Annotated in this window: 13 protein-coding genes; 2 read left to right on the forward strand and 11 right to left on the reverse strand. The window is 61.1% G+C overall.

Annotated features, from left to right (window positions below):
* Nucleotides 1–2 precede the first annotated feature (2 nt).
* Entirely contained in the window at nt 3–1,388 is a 1,386-nt protein-coding gene (locus EPZ47_RS15135) for an iron-containing redox enzyme family protein (RefSeq protein ID WP_135845530.1), read from the reverse strand.
* Nucleotides 1,389–1,760: 372 nt separating this feature from the next.
* Between EPZ47_RS15135 and EPZ47_RS15140 the strand changes: the two genes are divergently transcribed.
* Nucleotides 1,761–3,098 (forward strand): cation:proton antiporter, encoded by a 1,338-nt coding sequence (locus EPZ47_RS15140; protein WP_135845531.1) that lies wholly within the window; start codon nt 1,761–1,763, stop codon nt 3,096–3,098.
* A 9-nt stretch (nt 3,099–3,107) separates the two neighbouring features.
* Here EPZ47_RS15140 and EPZ47_RS15145 read toward each other — a convergent pair whose 3' ends face one another.
* From EPZ47_RS15145 to EPZ47_RS15160, 4 genes are all read right to left on the reverse strand, one after another.
* Nucleotides 3,108–3,644 (reverse strand): hypothetical protein, encoded by a 537-nt coding sequence (locus EPZ47_RS15145; RefSeq protein WP_135845532.1) that lies wholly within the window; start codon nt 3,642–3,644, stop codon nt 3,108–3,110.
* A 145-nt stretch (nt 3,645–3,789) separates the two neighbouring features.
* Nucleotides 3,790–5,721 (reverse strand): hybrid sensor histidine kinase/response regulator, encoded by a 1,932-nt coding sequence (locus EPZ47_RS15150; RefSeq protein WP_135845533.1) that lies wholly within the window; start codon nt 5,719–5,721, stop codon nt 3,790–3,792.
* Between the two features lie 62 nt (nt 5,722–5,783).
* Nucleotides 5,784–8,081: an ATP-dependent DNA helicase gene (locus EPZ47_RS15155; RefSeq protein WP_135845534.1), complete on the reverse strand. Its 2,298-nt coding sequence runs from the start codon at nt 8,079–8,081 to the stop codon at nt 5,784–5,786.
* A complete protein-coding gene (locus EPZ47_RS15160) occupies nt 8,078–9,730 on the reverse strand; it encodes a VRR-NUC domain-containing protein (RefSeq protein WP_135845535.1) in 1,653 nt (550 codons plus the stop codon). Before EPZ47_RS15160 ends, EPZ47_RS15155 begins: the two co-directional genes overlap by 4 nt.
* A gap of 222 nt (nt 9,731–9,952) precedes the next feature.
* Between EPZ47_RS15160 and EPZ47_RS15165 the strand changes: the two genes are divergently transcribed.
* Nucleotides 9,953–10,177, forward strand: a complete 225-nt coding sequence (locus tag EPZ47_RS15165) for a YgdI/YgdR family lipoprotein (protein ID WP_135845536.1) — start codon at nt 9,953–9,955, stop codon at nt 10,175–10,177.
* A gap of 183 nt (nt 10,178–10,360) precedes the next feature.
* On the opposite strand, the gene EPZ47_RS15170 is transcribed toward EPZ47_RS15165, so the two are convergent.
* From EPZ47_RS15170 to EPZ47_RS15195, 6 genes are all read right to left on the reverse strand, one after another.
* A complete protein-coding gene (locus EPZ47_RS15170) occupies nt 10,361–12,214 on the reverse strand; it encodes a polyurethane esterase (RefSeq protein WP_135845537.1) in 1,854 nt (617 codons plus the stop codon).
* A 75-nt stretch (nt 12,215–12,289) separates the two neighbouring features.
* Nucleotides 12,290–13,633 (reverse strand): TolC family outer membrane protein, encoded by a 1,344-nt coding sequence (locus EPZ47_RS15175; RefSeq protein ID WP_135845538.1) that lies wholly within the window; start codon nt 13,631–13,633, stop codon nt 12,290–12,292.
* 14 nt (nt 13,634–13,647) lie between these two features.
* Nucleotides 13,648–14,982 (reverse strand): HlyD family type I secretion periplasmic adaptor subunit, encoded by a 1,335-nt coding sequence (locus EPZ47_RS15180; RefSeq protein ID WP_135845539.1) that lies wholly within the window; start codon nt 14,980–14,982, stop codon nt 13,648–13,650.
* Nucleotides 14,979–16,748, reverse strand: coding sequence for a type I secretion system permease/ATPase (locus EPZ47_RS15185; protein ID WP_135845540.1), 1,770 nt, complete (start codon nt 16,746–16,748; stop codon nt 14,979–14,981). Before EPZ47_RS15185 ends, EPZ47_RS15180 begins: the two co-directional genes overlap by 4 nt.
* 136 nt (nt 16,749–16,884) lie before the next feature.
* Nucleotides 16,885–17,307 (reverse strand): AprI/Inh family metalloprotease inhibitor, encoded by a 423-nt coding sequence (locus EPZ47_RS15190; RefSeq protein ID WP_135847997.1) that lies wholly within the window; start codon nt 17,305–17,307, stop codon nt 16,885–16,887.
* Nucleotides 17,308–17,445: 138 nt separating this feature from the next.
* On the reverse strand, nt 17,446–18,903 hold the full coding sequence (locus EPZ47_RS15195; protein ID WP_135845541.1) for a serralysin family metalloprotease: 1,458 nt from the start codon (nt 18,901–18,903) through the stop codon (nt 17,446–17,448).
* Nucleotides 18,904–18,928 lie beyond the last annotated feature (25 nt).

Genomic DNA, 18,928 nt, shown 5'->3' on the forward strand with positions numbered 1-18,928 from the left:
TCCTAGCGCAGTACGGATTTGAGTTCGATAAAGCGACGCGTTGCCAGCAACCCGGCCGGATGGCTGTGGCAGCGGGCCGAAAGCCAGGGCATCAGGGTCTGCATCCGCGCATCGGGCGCCTGCCCTTGCAGCGTCTGCTGAAGGTTCTGTACGTCGGGATCTTCAACCGGCATCTGTGGCTCGCAGGCCGCCCCTTGGCTGCGCCGTGGGCTGTTGCGTGCGCCTTCCTTCAACCAGTCGCCGGCGATCCAATCGTGCAGCAACTGTTTTTCATACGGGCTGAACACCCCAAACATCGCCGCGCCCGCGCCTTCAATCAGCGTCCAGAAACGGCTGTTCTGTGGGTCCTCGTGACGCTTGATCCAGCCCTTGTCCTGCATTGCCGCCAGGAAGCCTTCCAGTTGGCCCGGCGCCGAGAGCCACTGGTTGACGGTCTTGCCTTCGAACTTGCAGTAATCGGAATGCATGTGCTGGCCGAACGGGCGTTTGCGTTCGAGCATGTCCAGCACTTCGCGGTAGAGGTCGAACGACTCGATGATCGTCCGGCTGCCCTGCCCCAGGTCGTTGAGGCGATAGCCCAGGGTGACCCGGCGCCAGAAAGACTCGCGGTCGGCTTCCATCGGCATCAATTGCATCAACGATTGCACGGCCTTGTGGGCATGGCCGGTGCTGGCGTTGTCGATGGTCACATGGAGGGTGAAGTAGTACGGATCGATGTCCAGCTCGCTCAGTTCATAAGCGCTGATCAACAGGTGCAAGGGCAGTTGTTCGTAACCCAGGTTGTAGCCGATGACTTCGGGCAAGTACTCATCGCCGGCGTAACCCAAAGCCAGTTGCACAGCACCTTGCAGGTAGCGTTCGTCGGCGATGTCCGGTGCGTCCTGCAGGCCATGTTCGGCGAGCAGCTTGCGGTAGATCACCACGTGGTTTTGCGCCGGGTTGCCGTCCCCCAGTTCTTCCAGGTAGGTGCACAACAGCCCTTCGAAACGATGGTCGTGCCAGTGCTTGAGTACCCCATATAGCCAGGCGCCGTCGACGAGCTTGGTGGGCGCCACGGCTTGCAGGAAATACAAGGCGTGGGCCTTGCTGCTGAAAAACTCCCGCGGACCACCGCCTTTGCGCCGTTCCAGGTACTCGGCGTATTGCCGAGCCACGCCGGCGCTGTGTTGCTCGACCCAGGTTTGCAGGGCCGTGGGGTCGTCGGGCATTTCTTGAGGCAATGCCTGGGCCTGTTCAACGCACTGCTGAATAAACGCTTGGGCGACAGCTTGTTTGTCAGCATCGTCGGCGCCCTGGAGCAGTCGTTCGTAGCATTGGCGCACTGTCCCGGCATCAGTGACAGGTTGCACGGTGGCAGGCCGGGATTGGAGGGTTGTCAGCGCAGTCATAAGGGCCTCTTGGGTTCTTTGCAGGACGCTGAGTCAGAACGTCTCTTCTTTTGCAGAGCGCTGAGAACGACGAAAAATTCCCTCGGGGTGAAAAGCTGCCGGATAAACGGAGCCACGGTGTTTGGGGGGGAACCCTCGCTTGGCTTCAACCCTCGAATGGATAACACGCTCCACCAGCCAGCAGGTGCACACCCTTGTGTCGAGGGGATTTATCCCCGCCGGGTTGCGCAGCAACCCCAACGCCGGCGACGCGCATTATCAGGCTTGGCTTGGTGGCGTGCAGAGGCTGCCGCGCAGCCCGACGGGGATAAATCCCCTCAGTTTTGTGTCGGTCAGCGATTGAGCGGCGAATTCGCTACCCAAGGAGCAGCAATGATTTTCACAGTATGGGTAGCGGTGCTCGGTGCCGTGTTGCTGACCCTGGCCCTGACGTCTTCCTACCTGCGCTGGATGCCGGTCACCACCTCGGCGATGTGCCTGGTGCTGGGTGTCGCCATCGGGCCGTTGGGATTGGAGCTGCTGAAGCTGGACATCACCGACTCGTCGGGCTGGATGGAGCACCTCACGGAAGTGGCGGTGGTGTTTTCGCTGTTCGTCAGCGGCCTCAAGCTGCGCCTGCCCCTCAAGGATCGGACTTGGCGTGTGGCCTATGGTTTGGCCGGGCCGGTGATGATCCTGTCCATCGTCGGCCTGTGCCTGGCGTTGCATTATCTGTTTGGCCTCAGTTGGGGCGCGTCGATGCTGATCGGCGCGATGCTCGCGCCCACCGACCCGGTCCTGGCGGCGTTGGTACAGGTCAACGATGCGCGGGATGACGACCGGGTGCGTTTCGGCCTGTCTGGCGAAGCCGGATTGAACGATGGCTCGGCCTTTCCCTTTGTGATCCTTGGCCTTTTGATGTTGCGCGAAGACGGCAGCGGCTTTCTCGGCGAGTGGGCCCTGCGCAATGTGTTGTGGGCCGTGCCGGCCGGCTTGCTGATCGGCTATTGGATGGGCCGTGGCATTGGCAAGCTGACCTTGTCGATGCGCATCAAGAATGCCGACAGCACCCTGTCACCCAATGACTACCTGGCCCTGGCGTTGATTGCCCTGGCCTATGTCGCCGCCGAGGCGGTCCAGGGCTATGGTTTTCTTTCGGTGTTCGCCGCCGGGCTGGGCCTGCGTCAAGCCGAGGTGCAGTCCACCGACGGCGACGCAACGCCGGCCGAACACCGGGTGCAACCCGTGGTGGGCCACGAAGCCGCGGATCCCCGGCAAGCCGTCCTGGGAGATACCGAGTCCCTGGACGAAGGCCAGGTGGCCGCAGGCGTGATGATGAGCGACATGCTGGCGTTCGGTAGCCTGGTGGAGCGTTCCATGGAAGTGTTCCTGGTCACGCTGCTCGGGGTGGTGCTGGCCAACCATTGGGACTGGCGGGCCTTGGCCATTGGCGCCCTACTGTTTGCCGTCATCCGCCCGTTGAGCGTCCTGGCGATGCCGTGGGGACGGCTGCTGGACGGGCCACAACGGCTGTTGATCGGTTGGTTTGGCATACGCGGTATCGGCAGTCTGTTTTATCTGTTCTATGCCCTGAACCATGATTTGCAGCCGCAGGTCGCGCAGCTGTGCATCAACCTGACGCTGTCGGTGGTGGCCTTGAGCATTCTGGTTCACGGGCTCAGTACACAGCCCACATTGGCATGGTATGAGCGCCATAAGAAATCGAACTGAGCCTTGGCCTCAACCTCCGGGATTGGTCACCTGGATAAAGATCGAATACCCCCCAAGGAGCACCCAGAACGTGGCAAAGATCCACGGTGTGCGCACTGAAAACAGCAGCGACTTGCGATAACCCTTGTGGGTCGACTCCCGCTCGCTGAACAGTGGCGAGTCGTCGTAGGCCAGGCCCATCAGTGGTTCGGCACGCAGCAATTCGCTTTGTTTGAAATGCCAGTGATCAATGATCTCGTAGGCCGCGCGAATGCCCGGCCAGGCATTGAGCGAACTCAAGAACCCCAGCAAGGCCAGGAATGGCGGCACGATCAAGGTGAACAACTTGCCCCACTCCGGGTTCAGGTTGGCCATGCACGAGGCAAAGGCGATCACCAGGAAGGATTGGGCGGCCAGGTAGGCATCGGTGCGATTGGCCAGAATGCTGGTTTCGTACTGGATTTCCCGGCGATAAAAATCCAGCCGCTCCTTGGGGGACCCGAACAGCTTGGCGTTGTGTTCGGTGAGTTCAGCTTCCGGGGTTGGGCCGGTGAGTATTCTGGGCATTGCGTGGGCTGTGCCTCGATGATGATTCGGACTCGTTAGAAGAGCCCGATGCGGGGCAAGTTCAAGCCAATGGACCGGAGGCCGAAACCGCCCCCCTGTGGCGAGGGAGCAAGCGCCCTCGCCACAGGGGGGACATCAGATCCTGTTACTTCATCGTCTGCCCAATAATCTGCACCAGATCAATCTGCTTGAACGGCTTGGTCAGCCGTGGCAGTTGCGTGGCGAAGCCTTCCAGGCGCTCGGCGTAACCGGTGGCGAGGATGATCGGCAGGGTCGGTTGCTTATCACGGAGTAATTTCGCCAACTGCGCGCCGTCCATCTGCGGCATGGCCATGTCGGTGATCACCAGGTCGATGTCCTGATTGTGTTTATACAGCTCCAGCGCCTGTGGCCCCGACGGCGCGCAAAGGACCCGGTGCCCCAGGTCTTCGATCAACAAACGGGTGGAGGTCAGCACCAGGCTGTCATCGTCGACCACCAACACCAGCAACTCATGCACCGGCTGCGATGCCGGCTCTTGGGTTATTGCTTTGTCTGGCGCCGAACTTTCAGCCACCGGTAGCCACAACTCGGCGATGGTGCCTATGCCTTTCTGGCTCTTGAGCGTCAGGCGGCCGCCCAATTGCTCGGCCAGGCCATGCACCATGGACAATCCCAGGCCGGTCCCCTTGCCAACGCCCTTGGTGGTGAAGAACGGGTCCACGGCCGAGGTCAGCGTCTGTTCATCCATGCCCTCGCCTTCATCGGTGATCGACAGGCAAATGTAGCGACCGGGGGCCATTGGCTTGTCCGGCCCGGCCTCGCTACCCAGGCGTTCATCGGCGGCAATCACAATTCGACCGCCGTGGGGCATGGCGTCCCGGGCATTGGTCGCCAGATTGAGGATCGCCAGCTCCAATTGGTTGACATCGGCCCACACCGGCGACAGCGCCTCGGCGAAGTCGGCCTGGATGTGTATCGAAGGGCCCATGGAGCTTTGCAGCAGGCCGCTGAGCCCTCGCACCAGCGCCGACAACTCGACCGATTCGGACGTCAGTTTTTGCCTGCGGGCAAACGCCAGCATGCGCTGGGTCAGCGAAACACCACGCATCGCGCCCTGGGTGGCATTGTCCAGCAATTGGGCAAGTTTAGGGTCACAGGGCATGCGCTTGCGCACGATCTCCAAGTTGCCAAGGATCACCGTCAGCAAGTTATTGAAGTCATGGGCGATGCCGCCGGTGAGTTGGCCGACGGCCTGCAGCTTCTGGGACTGGAACAGCGCTTCACGGGTCTGTTCGAGGGCCTGCTGCGCCTGAGTGGCGTCAGTGATGTCACGGGTGATCTTGGCAAAACCCAGCAGCGTACCGGTATCGCTGCGGATCGCATCGATGACCACGTGCGCCATGAACCGCGTGCCATCCTTGCGCACACGCCAGCCCTTTTTCTCGAAACGCCCGACGCTGGCGGCGATGCTCAGCGCTCGCTGTGGCTCACCGGCGTCGCGATCCTCTGGGGTATAAAACATCGAAAAATGCCGGCCGATGGCCTCTGTCGGAAGGTATCCTTTGATCCGCTGCGCGCCCTGGTTCCAGTTGGTCACCTGGCCGTCCGGGTCGAGCATGTAGATCGCGTAATCGGTGACGCTTTGCACCAGCAGGCGAAACTGCTGCTCGCTTTGCTTGAGGGTTTCTTCGGCCATCTTGCGATCGGTCAGGTCGCGGGTAATCTTGGCGAACCCGAGCAGCTCGCCGCTCTGGCTGTCGATGATCGGGTCAATGACCACGTGGGACCAGAACAGCGTGCCGTCCTTGCGAACACGCCAGCCCTCACCCTCGAAACGCCCCTCGCGCACGGCCGTGTCCAGCGCCCGTTGTGGCAGGCCATCGGCGCGATCCTGGTCGGTGTAGAAGCGGGAAAAATGCTGGCCCAGGATCTCGGCCTCTTCATACCCCTTGAACCGTCGCGCCCCAGAGTTCCAGCTGGTGATGATGCCCGTGGGATCGGTCATGTAGATGGCGTAGTCAACCACGGCGTCGATGAGCAGACGAAAGCGCTGTTCCTCATTAGCACGTGTGGTCTTGATGACATTCTCAAGCATTTTGGCCGGGGCATCCGTGTGGATTTTTGCGAAGTATGAGGCAAGCGCTGCATCAGGAAAAACTATTGGTGGGAGGGCGAGTTGTGCGCCTCTTGAGTAACTGACCACCAACTCGGCAACAAGTGCTGCACCCTCGCTTCGCCGAACCGATCATCAATCAGCATCACCACCCCGCGATCCTGCTGGGTGCGGATGACCCGACCTGCCGCCTGCACCACTTTCTGCAAGCCGGGATACAGGTAGGTGTAGTCATAGCCGTCACCGAAAATCGCCGCCATGCGCTGCTTCATCTGCTCATTGACCGGGTTGAACTGCGCCAGCCCCAACGTGGCGATGAACGCACCGATCAGGCGCGCGCCCGGCAAATCAATACCCTCCCCGAACGCCCCGCCCAGCACCGCAAAACCAATGCCCTGGCTGTGCTCCATGAATCGTTCAAGGAAGGCCTGCCGAGGTGCTTCGCCCATGCCGCGAGATTGCGCCCAGGTAGCAATCTGCGGGTGCCGCTCGGCAAACAGTCCGGCCACCTGTTGCAGGTAATCGAAGCTGCTGAAGAAGGCCAGGTAGTTGCCGGGACGCTCGCTGAACTGTCGGGCCATTAAGGCGACGATGGGCTCCAGGGACGCCTGGCGATGGGCAAAACGCGTGGAAATCCGACTGACCACCTGGACATCCAACTGTTCGGCCTGGAACGGCGACTCGACATCGATCCACACCGTATCCGCCGGCGTGCCCAACAGGTCAGCGTAATAATGCCGAGGGCTCAGGGTCGCGGAAAACAGCACGCTGCTGCGGGCCGCCTTCAGCCTCGGTCGCAGGAAACCGGCCGGCACCACGTTGCGCAGGCACAGGGTGGACAGCTTGCGCTGCCGGCCAGATTCGCGGGTATGGATGTCGAACAGAAACTGCTCGTCGAAGGCTTCCGCCACCCGGCCAAACTGCAAGGCTTCGAAGTAAAAACCCTGCAATGCGCTGTCCAGGCCCTGGGGATGGTCATTGAGGTAGTCGCCGATGGCGGTGGTACAAGTGGCCAAAGCCTGGAGCAGTTTCTCCGGCGGTTTTTCATACGCCTGATAAACCGCCACCTGCGCCCCATGCAAAGCGTTCCACTGACGATTGACCCGCTCCAGGGATTTCTTCAACGGTTCAGGCGCGGTCTTGCGCACCGCTGCCAGCGTCGACTGGTCAAGCGTCGCGCTGTACATCTGCCGCCCCCGCTCCACCAGATTGTGGGCTTCGTCCACCAGGGTCGCGACGGTCCAGCCATTGGCCTGGGCCAGGCCGAAAAGCAAGGCGCTGAAGTCGAAATAATAGTTGTAGTCAGCCACCACCACGTCCGCCCAACGGGCCATTTCCTGGCTGAGGTAATACGGGCAGACTGAATGGGCCAGGGCGATATCGCGCAACGCCGCCTGATCCAGCAACGTGACCTGGCTCGCGGCCGCCCGGGCACCCGGCAGACGGTCATAGAACCCGCGGGCCAGCGGGCAGGACTCGCCATGGCAGGCTTTGTCCGGATGTTCGCAGGCCTTGTCCCGGGCGATCATCTCCAGCACCCGCAACGGCATCGACGGTGCACTGCGAGTGATGACCTGGGCGGCATCCAAGGCCAACTTGCGCCCCGGGGTTTTCGCCGTGAGGAAGTACACCTTGTCCAGTTGTTGTGGCGCCAGGGCCTTGAGCATCGGGAACAGCGTGCCAACGGTCTTGCCGATCCCGGTGGGCGCCTGGGCCATGAGGCAGCGGCCGGTGCTGACCGCCTTGAACACCGACTCGGCCAAGTGCCGTTGCCCTGGCCTGAAGCCGGCATGGGGAAAGACCAGCGCCTGTGCGCCGCGGTTGCGCGCCTGGCGGTGGGTCATTTCCTGTTCGGCCCAGGCCAGGAACAGCGCGCACTGCTCTTCAAAAAAAGCCTGGAGTTGCTCCGCTTCGAAGTCTTGGGTGAGGCAGGTTTCCTTTTCGCTGACGATGTCGAAATACACCAAGGCGACATCGATGCGCGGCAACTGTAGTTTTTGGCACATCAGCCAGGCGTAGATTTTCGCCTGGGCCCAATGCAACTGGCGGTGATTGGCCGGTTGCTTGCTCAAGTCACCCCGGTAGGTCTTCACTTCTTCGAGGCAGTGACGGGTCGGATCATAACCGTCGGCCCGGCCTTTGACTTTCAACGTTTGGTAGTGGCCTTCGAGGCTGACTTCAGCCTGGTAACCCTCGCTGCGCCGTGAGGCCACGGTGCGATGGCCAGCAATGCCTTCCAGGGCCGTCGGCGACGGCGTGAAGCGCAGGTCAAGGTCGCCCACCTTGGCGGTGAACTCACACAGCGCCCGCACGGCAATGGTGTAGCTCGGCGTCGGGCTCATGCGCCCTGCTCCGCCCATTGCACGTAGCAAACGGCGACGGGCATCTGGTGTTCCTGGCAGAACTCCAGCCAGCGCAGTTGATTGTCTTGCAGGCGATCGCCGGGGCCTTTGACTTCGATCATCCGGTAGGTCTTGTGCTGCGGCCAGAACTGGATCAGGTCCGGCATGCCGGCGCGGTTGGCCTTGATGTCCAGCAGCAAGCGGCTGAACCAGTGCTTGAGGTGTTCGGCCGGCAGGCAAGCGAGCGCCTGATTCAACAGCTCTTCGGACAACGCGCCCCAGAACACGAAAGGCGACTGCACGCCCCACTTTTCGACGAAACGGCGGCCGATGGTGTCTCGATAGCGGCCATCGTCCAGCTCGGCGAAACAGGCTGCGAACAGATCGGCGCGGCGGGCATGGAAATCTTCGCTGAGCAAGTCGACCGGTCCGCGCTGGAACGGGTGGAAAAACGCCCCTGGCAACGGCGCAAAAATCGCCGGCCAACACAGCAGGCCGAACAGCGAATTGATCAGGCTGTTCTCGACGTAATGCACCGGTGCGGCTTCGTCGTGCAAATGGGCCTGGACGTGATACTCCACTGACAAGGCCGGATCGACCCGCGGCAGTTGCAGGTCCAGCCGCTCCATCTCCCGGGCCATGGCTCGCGGTACCGGCGGCCCGCCGAGCTTGCGTCGCAGCCGGGGCACAATCCTGAGCAGCGCCTGGGTTTCGGCGGCACTTTGCGGCGATTGCACCGCCGCTTCGCCCAACTCAAGAGCCAGGGCGTACTCGCCAATGCGCTCCAACACGCGGATCATTCGCAACCGTGCGCCGGGATAACTACAGCCGCGATAGATGCACAAGGCCAAGGTGAAGTCGCCGATACGTTCGCCATGCTGACCGATCTGAAACAACAACTTGCCCCGGCGCCGCTCCAGCCACGGATTGTCCAGGGCCAGGGCATTGACTTGAGCGACGATGTCTTCAAGCGGGTCGCCGGCTTCGAAGCGCTGCTGGCATTGGTGCAGGAACAGGTAGGCGTCGACGTCCTCGCGGCTGCGCAAGCCGCGGGACTCAGCACTGAACTCAACGGTTTCGTAGGTGAAAATACCCAGGTCCGCCAGCACGAACTCCGACCAGTCCTGGTAGAGGTTGCCGAAGAACATCAGCCGCAATCGGTCGCAGAGGTTCATGATCGTCAGGCTGTACAAGCGGTCTTCAAGCTGCGGACACCAGGCACGAAACGCCTGGGGTTGACTGAAATGGCCATCGAGGGACTGGAGCCATTCGGTCTTTTTCGCCTTGGGTTGTTCGATCAGATGGCCCAGGCACTGGAGGATTTCCGCCTTGAGCAGCACGTCGAACAGCTCGACAAGCTCCAGGGGCGCCTGTTCCTCGACCCAGCCCAGCGTCAGCAAGGGTTCGACGGCGGTGCCGATGTCACCGATTTCCGGGTAGTGCAGCTTGCTATGGCGGAACCTTGATCCCTTGCGCATCACCATCCGCACCAGCAAGCCCTGGGCCGCACGAGGCAACGTCGCGAAGTCATCGATAAACCGCTGCTCTTCAGCGCTGAGTACATCGGCATAGCGTTGCGCCAGCCAGGCGAGCACTCGCTGAAAGTTGTTCAGGTAGTAAAAGGGGTCGTCGAGCGGATTGGCTGTCAAGGAGAGAAGCGCCACGGATGCTGAAGTACTGGTTATGCGTACAGATAACAGCTACGACCGGCCCAGGCAACTGCAAAAGATGAGCGGTCTCCTAAATTTAGAGGTGAAATCCCTCGTTCATCGATGAACTTTCCTACGGCAAGCGAGACCAATGGCGGTTGACTAAGATGATGGCGTGGTCGAATCAGCTGTCCACGTACTTTTGATTGAGAGGTTATGGATATGAACATCAGGTTTTTGGGCTTGCCCCTGGCCGCCGTAGCATTCCTGGCTCTGGCCGGCTGCGCCTCGCCCACCGTGGTGACCTTGCAGAACGGTACCCAGTATTTGACCAAGGACACCCCAAATACCCGCACCGCCGACGGCTTCTACGAATTCGAAGACATTTCCGGCAAGAAAGTCCGGGTCCGCGCCGATGATGTGGCGACGATTCGCCAGGAAGACTGATCCTGTGCGAGCCCTCTCAGAGGCTCGCGTTCAAATCCTGCATTCACCCACCTGTGGGAGCGGGCTTGCTCGCGAAAGCGGTATGTCAGCTTGCATCCATGCTGAATGTGCCGCCGCATTCGCGAGCAAGCCCGCTCCCACACTGGTTCTTGGGGACTCACAGATCCTGGGTTCCCCCCGATGTCAGGCGAACACGATGCCTTCGCCTCCCACCTGCCCCAAACCCACACCCACCAGGGTCACGGAACTGTCGCCGACCTTGAGCAGTGTGTCGCTGCCCACTTGGGTCATGTGCTGGCTGTAGTCGTAACCCGCCCCGGCGCCCTGGACGCCGAGGAACACCAGTTTGTCCCCCGCCTCATAACCGCTGATCCGGTCCTGGCCGAACGCCCCGTTGAAGATGAAGGTGTCGTTGCCGCCGCCTGACTGCATCAGGTCATTGCCCGCGCCGCCGACGAAGGTATCGTGGCCCGCGCCACCCATCAGCACATCGTTGCCGTCATGGCCGAACAACCAATCGCCGGTCGCCCGGGCCTGCAACGTATCGTTCGCCGCGCTGCCATTGACCGAGGTCGCATAGGCCGTCAGCTTGCCGCCGGCCAGCAAGCCATTGGCGGTGACACTGTGGCTCACCTCGTCCTTGAGCAATCCCCAGAACAATCCGGGCTCTTTACTGACAACCGTGCCGATGTCGCGAGTGATGCTGATCCCGCCATGGGCATCGCGCATATACAGCGTGCCAGCCCCATCATTGGCAAAACTGAAGTTTTTCACCGACTGCTGCAGTTGCAAGCTGTTGCTGCCCTGCCCGCCCACTATCACGTTGTAGCCACCGCCATCACGAAAGGTATCGTTGCCGGCGCGGCCTTCCAGGTAGTCGCTGCCTTGGCCACCCTGGATCAGATCATTACTGTCGCTGCCAATGATGAAGGTGCTGCCGGTGTGGCTCTCGGCGTTGCGGTTGAGGTCTTGCACCCACGTATTGCTGCGCGCCGGGTCAGACAGATTGGCGACGATGATAGTGGAATCCTTTTCGGTGAGGTCGTAGAACGCCGAGTCGAGGATCCGGCCCATGCCATCGCCATAACCGGTGGGCAGGTGGGAAATCCAGGTGGGGATGTTGAGGATGGAAAACGGCAGCACGTTCCATGTTGCCGAGGCGTAGTGGTCGTTGAAACTGACGATGTTGTTAGTGGCCGATTCCTGTTGCCCATCGTGCACGCCCACCGACGAGAGATTGAACGTGGAGCCGTCCAGGGCGCGGAATACCGGGTCGTTTTCGTAACCGATGTTCAATACCTTGTCGGTGCTGCTCTGGGTTGGCGAGGCATAGGCGATGTAGTTGGCGCTGTCATAGAAGCCTGACCATTTGCTGGCGCTCAAGTCCGCCAGGCTATTTACCGCGAGTCCGCCCAGGCTGTGACCGCTGACCAACACGTCCTTGCCCGTCAGGCCATTGGCCTGGGCAAACTTGGCGACGTCTGCGAGCAGGTTACCGAAGGCCTCGCCAACGTAGTTCTTTGCGTAATCCTTCGGTCCAAAAGCTGCCAGTAAATCGCTGATCACGTCGCCAATGGAGTCGCCAATCAAGTTTTCCCGTGGGCCACTGGTACCGCGAAACGACACACCGATTTCCTTCAGTTGCCCATCGGCGTCGTACTTGCCAAGGATCTCCACTTGCGCGGTGGTGTAGCCGGCCTTCTCGCCGAAGAACGTCCCACGTCCATCCACCTTGCCGGTGTAGCCCAGTTGCGTGGCACTGATGGGCGTCCAACCGGCCTTCTGCACCGCTTCCAAAGCGAGCTTTTCCGAGTCGGGGTTCCACGGCACGCCGGGAATCACCCCTTGGGAATCGGTGCCGCCAAGCAGCGCGGTGACCAGGGTCGCCGGCAGGCCTGCGCCAAAGCCGTTGTGCTGATACCCGGCGGCAAAACCGTGGTCCAGGTTGTGATAGGAATACAGCATGATCGCCATCGCATCGCTGACCAATGCTTTGGACTCAAGGGTGCCGAGGTTCTTGTAATCGTAGATACCCATGGTTGTTGCTCTCTTTTTGTTGTTGGAATGCTAAAACCAGGTTGTAACCAGCTCCCTTGCCACAAAAGCAATGGATCACTGTGTTCGGGACACAAACGCCTCATCCACTTTCGCCAGGTCCTGGGGCCCCAAGGTGCCTGCGTAGTAATGCAATTTGGTCCAGGCCATGAGGTAGTCGTAGCGGGCCTGGGCCAGGTCGCGGCGGGTGGTGTAGAGCTGTTGTTCGGCATTGAGCGCGTCGAGGTTGACCCGCTCGCCGCCAAGGATGCTTTGCCGGGTCGAGACCACCAGCGCTTCGGCGGAGCTCAGGGCTTTCTGGTAGGCCCGCAGTTTGTTCACGCCTGAAACGCAGGCGCTGAACTGACGGCGCAGTTCGATCAGGGTTTCGCGGGTCTTGGCGTCCAGTTCGTACTCGGCCTGTTCCATGCTGCGGCTGGCCTGGCGGGTCGAGGCCGAAACGCCGCCACCGGCGTACAGCGGCACGCTGACTTCCAGGCCGATGGTGTTGGTGTCGTAGCGTTGGTTATAGGTGTTGCCACTTTCCGACTCGTTCTGGCGCATCGTCGCGTAGGCGCTGACTTTGGGCAGGTGCCCGGCGCGGTTGCGTTCGACCTCGAAGCGCGCCACGTCCACGGCTTGCCGCTGGGACGCCAGGTTCGGGTTGTTGCTCACCGCCAGTTCGTGCCAGGTGTCGAAGTTGGCTGGCTGCAGGGGGAAGGTCTGGAAGGTGTCATTCAGGGGCGCAAGGTCGCCGATGTCCAGGGCCGGGACGCCAATCAGCGCGCCAAGCTCACGCAACGAGGCGTCTTGCTCGTCGCGGGCCTCGATTTCCTCGGCGGTTGCCAATTCATAGCGCGACTCGGCCTCGAGGATGTCGGTGCGCGTGCCCTCGCCTTGGCGAAACATGTGCTCGTTCTGGCGAAACTGCTGTTCGAAAGCTTTTTTCTTGGCCTGGGCGATGTCGATCTGGTCCTGGGCGAAAAGCGCCTGGGTGTAATAGCTAAGCACCCGCACCAGCAGCTCCTGGCTCTTGCCGCGAAAGCTTTCATCGGCGAACAGCGCCTGGGCCACGCCTTTGCGGTAGGCCGCATAGGCTTCGTAGTCCAGCAACGGTTGTTGCAGGGTCAGGCTGGAGCCATAGCTGCTGTAGTTGCGGTCATCATGCTGGCTGGCGCCGCGTTCGTTGAGGTAGGTGACCTTGGATTTGTTGCGGCCCTTGTTGTAGCTGTAGCCCAGCTGTGGCAACAGCCCGGCGCGGCCAATGGCGCGGTTTTCCAGGCCCGCGTCACGCTCCTTGATCGCTCCCAGATACACCGGGTCATTGCGCAACGCCTGTTCGTAGACGTCGAACGGGCCCATGGCCCAGACGTTATTGCAGACAGCCGCCGTCAACGCAGCGAGCCTGTAAAAGCGCTTCATACCCACAAACATCCTTATTCTTCGGTCAATGCAGAGCCGGCTCGGTCGAGCAACGGTTTGAACAAGTAGTTGAGGAGCGAGCGCTCGCCCGTGCGCACGAACATCTCCGCCGGCATGCCAGGCTTGATCACCAGGCCGTTGAGCTTTTCCATCGCCACGTCGCTGACGCTGCTGCGCAGCACATAGTACGGCGCGCCGGTTTTCTCATCGAGCATCTGGTCGGCCGACACCAGGCTGACCTCCCCCGACACCCGTGGCGTGCGGTTCTGGTTGAACGCGGTGAACAGGATGTCCACCGGCAAATGGGTGCCGACCTTGTCGATCAGGTGCACTGGCAAGTGCCCTTCGACCTCCAGTCGCGTGCCTTGGGGGACGATTTCCAGCAAGGTATCGCCTTGGCGCACCACCGCGCCTTCGGTGTGTACCCCGAGGTTGACGGCGATGCCGTCGGCGGTGGCGAGGATTTCGCTGTGTTGCAGCTCGAACCCGGCGGACTTCAGTTGCTGTTGCAGGGTTTCACTCTTGAGCTGGGCCTCGGCCAATTGGCTGCGCACTTCTTTCTGGTATTCCTCGTTGTGTTGCTGCAGCTTCAGCCGGGACTCGACGATGCCCTGCTCCACCCGCCCACTTTCGCCGCTGTTCTGCGCCAGTTCCTGCTGCACTTGCGACAGCTGGCGTTGGTAGTCGAGCAAGCGGTTGCGCGGGATGTAACCGTTGTCCGCCAGGGGTTGCAGGTTACCCAGTTGCAGGCGCAGGGAGTCGGCCTGGGCACTGAGGTCACCGCGGGCCCGGCGCATACCCGCCAGTTGTGCCGTGGCACCTTCGATATTGGCGCGCAACGCGGATTGTTCCCGGGCAAACGCTTCGCGGCGGCTGCTGAACAGTTGCCGCTGGCCTTCGAGCACCAGCGCCAGTCGCGGGTCCGGGTCGTGGCTCAGTTGCGTCGGGAAGCTCACTTGCCCGAGGTTGTCCCGCTCGCTTTGCCAGCGCGACAAGCTGGCCCAGGCCATCCGGTACTGGGCTTGCAGCGATTGCACGTCGGCGGCGGCCTGGGTCTGGTCGAGACGAAACAACGGCTGGCCCTGCTTCACCGCCTCGCCTTCGCGCACCAGGATCCGGCTGACCACACCGGCACTCATCGACTGCACGGCTTTGCGCTTGCCGGACACCACCACGGTGCCCTGCACGGGTATGCCCTGATCCAACGGCGCCAGGCTGGCCCAGGTGAAAAAACTCCCCGCCCCCACAATCGCCAGTACCCAGCCCAGACGGGTGAAAAACCGCGCGCCGTGTTCGGGACGCTCGAGGATTTGAGAATGTTCGAGGTTCATGTCGCGATCCTTGCTCATGCGCCGCTGGGCTTGTTGGCAGTCTGGTACTGACGGCTCATGCTCAATCCGTTGGGTGTTCGGTCCCGTTGTGGCGTCTCCGATTGGCCAGACAGCGCCCGCAGCACTTCCTGACTCGGGCCGAAGGCCTGCAGCCGGCCTTCGTTGAGCACCAGTAGCTTGTCGGCCTGGGCCAGCGCCGAGGAGCGATGGGTCACCAGCACGACGCTGGTGCCTTGTGCCTTCATTTGCGCGATGGCACTGGCCAGCGCCGCTTCACCGACCGTGTCGAGGTTGGAGTTGGGCTCGTCGAGCACCACCAGGCTCGGTCGGTCGTACATCGCCCGGGCCAGGGCCACCCTTTGCTTCTGTCCGCCCGACAACCCACTGCCGTCCTCCCCCAACACCGTGTCGTAGCCTTGGGGCATGCGCAGGATCAGTTCATGCACACCGGCCTGTTGCGCGGCGGCGACAGTTTTCTGCGGGTCGGCTTCGCGAAAGCGGGCGATGTTCTCGGCGATGCTGCCGCTGAACAGCTCGATGTCCTGGGGCAGATAGCCGATGTGCGGGCCGAGCTGCTCACGATTCCAGCGGTGGATGTCGGCCCCATCGAGCCGCACCGTTCCCCCCAGCGTCGGCCATACGCCGACCAGCACACGAGCCAGGGTGGATTTACCGGAGCCCGAAGCCCCCAGCACCCCGAGCACTTCCCCGGCCGCCAGGCTGAAGCTGACCTGCTGCAACGTCGCGTTGCGTTGCCCCGGCGGGCCGGCGCTCACCTGCTCGAAACTCACCTGGCCCTTGGGCGGCGGCAATGCCATTGCATCATCCTGTGCCGGGTAAGCCTGCAACAGCGCATCGAGACGGCGATAGGCGAGCTTGGCCCCGCTCCACTGCTTCCACACGGCAATCAACTGGTCGATGGGGCTCAGCACCCGGCCCATCAGGATCGAGCCGGCAATCATCATCCCGGCGGTCATCTCGCCCTTGATCACCAACAGCGCGCCCAACCCCAGCACCAGGGATTGCAGACACAGGCGCAGGGTTTTGCTCACGGAACTGATCACCGCGCCGGTGTCGCTGGCCTGGTTCTGCAAGCCGAGAAACCGCGAGTGCACGGCAAACCAGCGGCTGCGCAGCGCGTCGAGCATGCCCATGGCCTGGATGGTCTCGGCGTTGTGCAAATGGCTGGTGGCCAGTTGGCTGGAGCGTTGCGAGTAGACGCTGGCCTGCCCCAACGGTTTTTTGGTCATGAGTTCATTCAGGCAGGCCAGGCCAATCAACAACAACGTGCCGACGGTGGCGAACACGCCGAGCCAGACGTTGAACAGATAAATCACCAGCAGGTAGATGGGGAACCATGGCGCGTCGAAGAATGCGAACAATGCGGGTCCGGTGACAAACTGGCGGACATGGGTCAGGTCGCCCAGGGACTGCCCGGCATTGCCCTCGCCCTGGAGCAGATTGCGCTCGAACGCCGCCTTGTACACCTGGAGATTGAAACGTCTTTCCAACTGACTGCCGATGCGGATGACAATGAAGCTGCGCACCATTTCCAGCAACCCGATAAACACAAAGAACCCGACGACCATCAATGACAGCATCGCCAGGGTAGTTACGTTTTGTGAGGAAAGCCCTCGGTCATACACCTGCAACATATAAATCGACGGTGCCAACATCAGGACATTAATCAGTGCAGTAAAACAACCGACACTGATCAGAATGTTTTTATAAGCGCCCAGCGCTTTAAATAACGGTATGGCGACAGCGCCCCGATTCTTAGTCATGGATCTTCCTGCTGTTGGCTTCGCCGGATAACCGGCTGTTATGCACTACCAATCTTTAATTATTAAATCGGCCCCGTCCGACGCGCACGCCTGATTGAACATACGCGTCTTGCCTTGCGGCAGATGTAACAATTTGTTAACGGTCTGTCGGGCGCTTATTTTGCTCAAGCCTGAGTATCAGGCCGGATTTCAAAGTGACCTGGTAGTGATGTTCCTTACGCAATCCCAGATGCACTCTCGAGTTCTGCCTGCCAATCAGGGAAAGACCATCGGGTTCGGTAAACCAATGGACCGGTTCATCTCCCAGCCAGTGGCCCAGGCACTCGGTTTGCCCACCCAACGTCTGGTCTGCCCTGAGTTCGATGAGGCAAGTGTTGGACGGTTTGTCCTGCAGCGCCTGGGTTTGCCCGTCGTTCTGCGGGTCCGACAAAATGGCCAGCCACTGACCGGCCAACTGTGAAGGTTCTGCTAACAACAGGCTGCGCGCCATGACGACTTCTCCACAAAACATCATCAATGTAGCGAGTAACCAGGCGGTTGCCTGGGAGCTACACGACATTAGATATCTATTCATCTCACAATCCTGACCGGTGACCTGCAGGAGCTGGCGAAGCCCGCGATCTTTCCCCTGCCACTTGGGTTCAAGCGAAAGATCAAAAGATCGCAGCCTGCGGCAGCTCCTACAGGGATCGGTTTATCAGGCCACGATATCCGAGACCGCTGCCTGGCCGACGGTGCTGACCAGGAAGTCAGCCACGCCATGCCCGGAGAAGTCCACCGACAGCAGGCTGTTGCCACCGGAGGTCGACAGCACCGCATCGCCTGCCGCACCGGTGAACGCGTTCACGAAGTGCAGGCCGGCGCCCTTGGTGATGCCGGTCAGGTCGATCTTGTCCAGGCCGCTGACAAAGTCGAGGATTTGATCGACAGTACCGGGTCGCGAGTCGGAACTGGCGGCGAACACGAAAGTGTCCGAGCCCGAACCACCCCACAGTTTGTCCGCACCCCCGGCGCCCCAAAGAATATCGTTGCCGGCCCCACCCTTGAGTTCGTTGGCCACCGAGTTGCCGATCAACAAGTCACTGCCCGATCCGCCGATGGCGTTTTCGATGACTGCGCCCTGGGCGATGGAGACATTACCCACCATGCCACCAACGTCGGAGAACGAGGCGCTATTGAGGTTGATTTTCTGGTTCTGGGTGAAACCGGAAAAATCCAGGGTGTCGCGACCACCGGCATCCCAAACCGAGAACACCACTTTGTCCGAGGATGAGGATGCGCTGTAGAAGTCGCGACCGGTGTTGGAGTTGAAGCCGTAGGTCGAATCGCCGGTTCGGGTGGTGGTGTTGGCGCCGTAGAGCTTCTGGATGGCCGCGATGTCATCCATCAGCGGCCCCGACGCATAGGCCTCGACCCCGCCCTTGCTGAAGTTCTGGTCGGTATTGCTTTCACTCCAGTAGCTCATGATGCTGTAGCCACGGGTGTCTTGCCCGTAGGTAGCGTCATCGTAAGTCGGGCTGCCTTCGCCAGCGTTGTAGTCGCCGGGGTGGGCCAGGCCCAGGCTATGGCCAATTTCGTGGGTCAGGGTTTGGCGCCCGTAATTGTTCAGGTCCGGGTTCTTGTTCTGCGTGTAGCTGCTGTTGATCAGGTACCAGGACGTCCCGTCATAACCGGCGCCGGTCCCCGGCAAATAGGCAAACGCCGCTGCACCGTCCTGACCACCGCTGTAGTTACCGAAAGTCATGTGACCGTCGCCGCCGCTGGACTTCTCGGTGAAGGTCACGTTGGCTACGTCTGCCCAGGATTGCATGGCCAAGGCTGCCTGGCCTTTCTGCTGGGCACTGAACTGACTGAAACCGCTGATCCCGTGCTTGTTCATGGTGCTCGAGGAGGCAGACGTGAGGAAGGTGTAGGTCAGCTCGATCTTGCCGCTGCCGTCCCGGTCTTGATAAGCCGCGCCGTCGCGCAGCAACTGAGTGGCCGCCTCGTCGACGGAGTACGACGGTTTGCCGTTGACGGTCAGGTCACCGCCGCGGTCGTATTGGTGGCTGAAACTATTGATCTGGTTGAATGCACTGCTGGAGGCCGCCAGGGGTTGCGGCGTCCAGAGCAGTTGTTCGGAAGAATCAATAGCGTTGGTTTTAGCTTTCGACATAAACACACTTCCTTGTTTGCAATGG

The sequence above is a fragment of the Pseudomonas viciae genome (genome assembly GCF_004786035.1).
GTDB classification, from domain to species: domain Bacteria; phylum Pseudomonadota; class Gammaproteobacteria; order Pseudomonadales; family Pseudomonadaceae; genus Aquipseudomonas; species Aquipseudomonas viciae.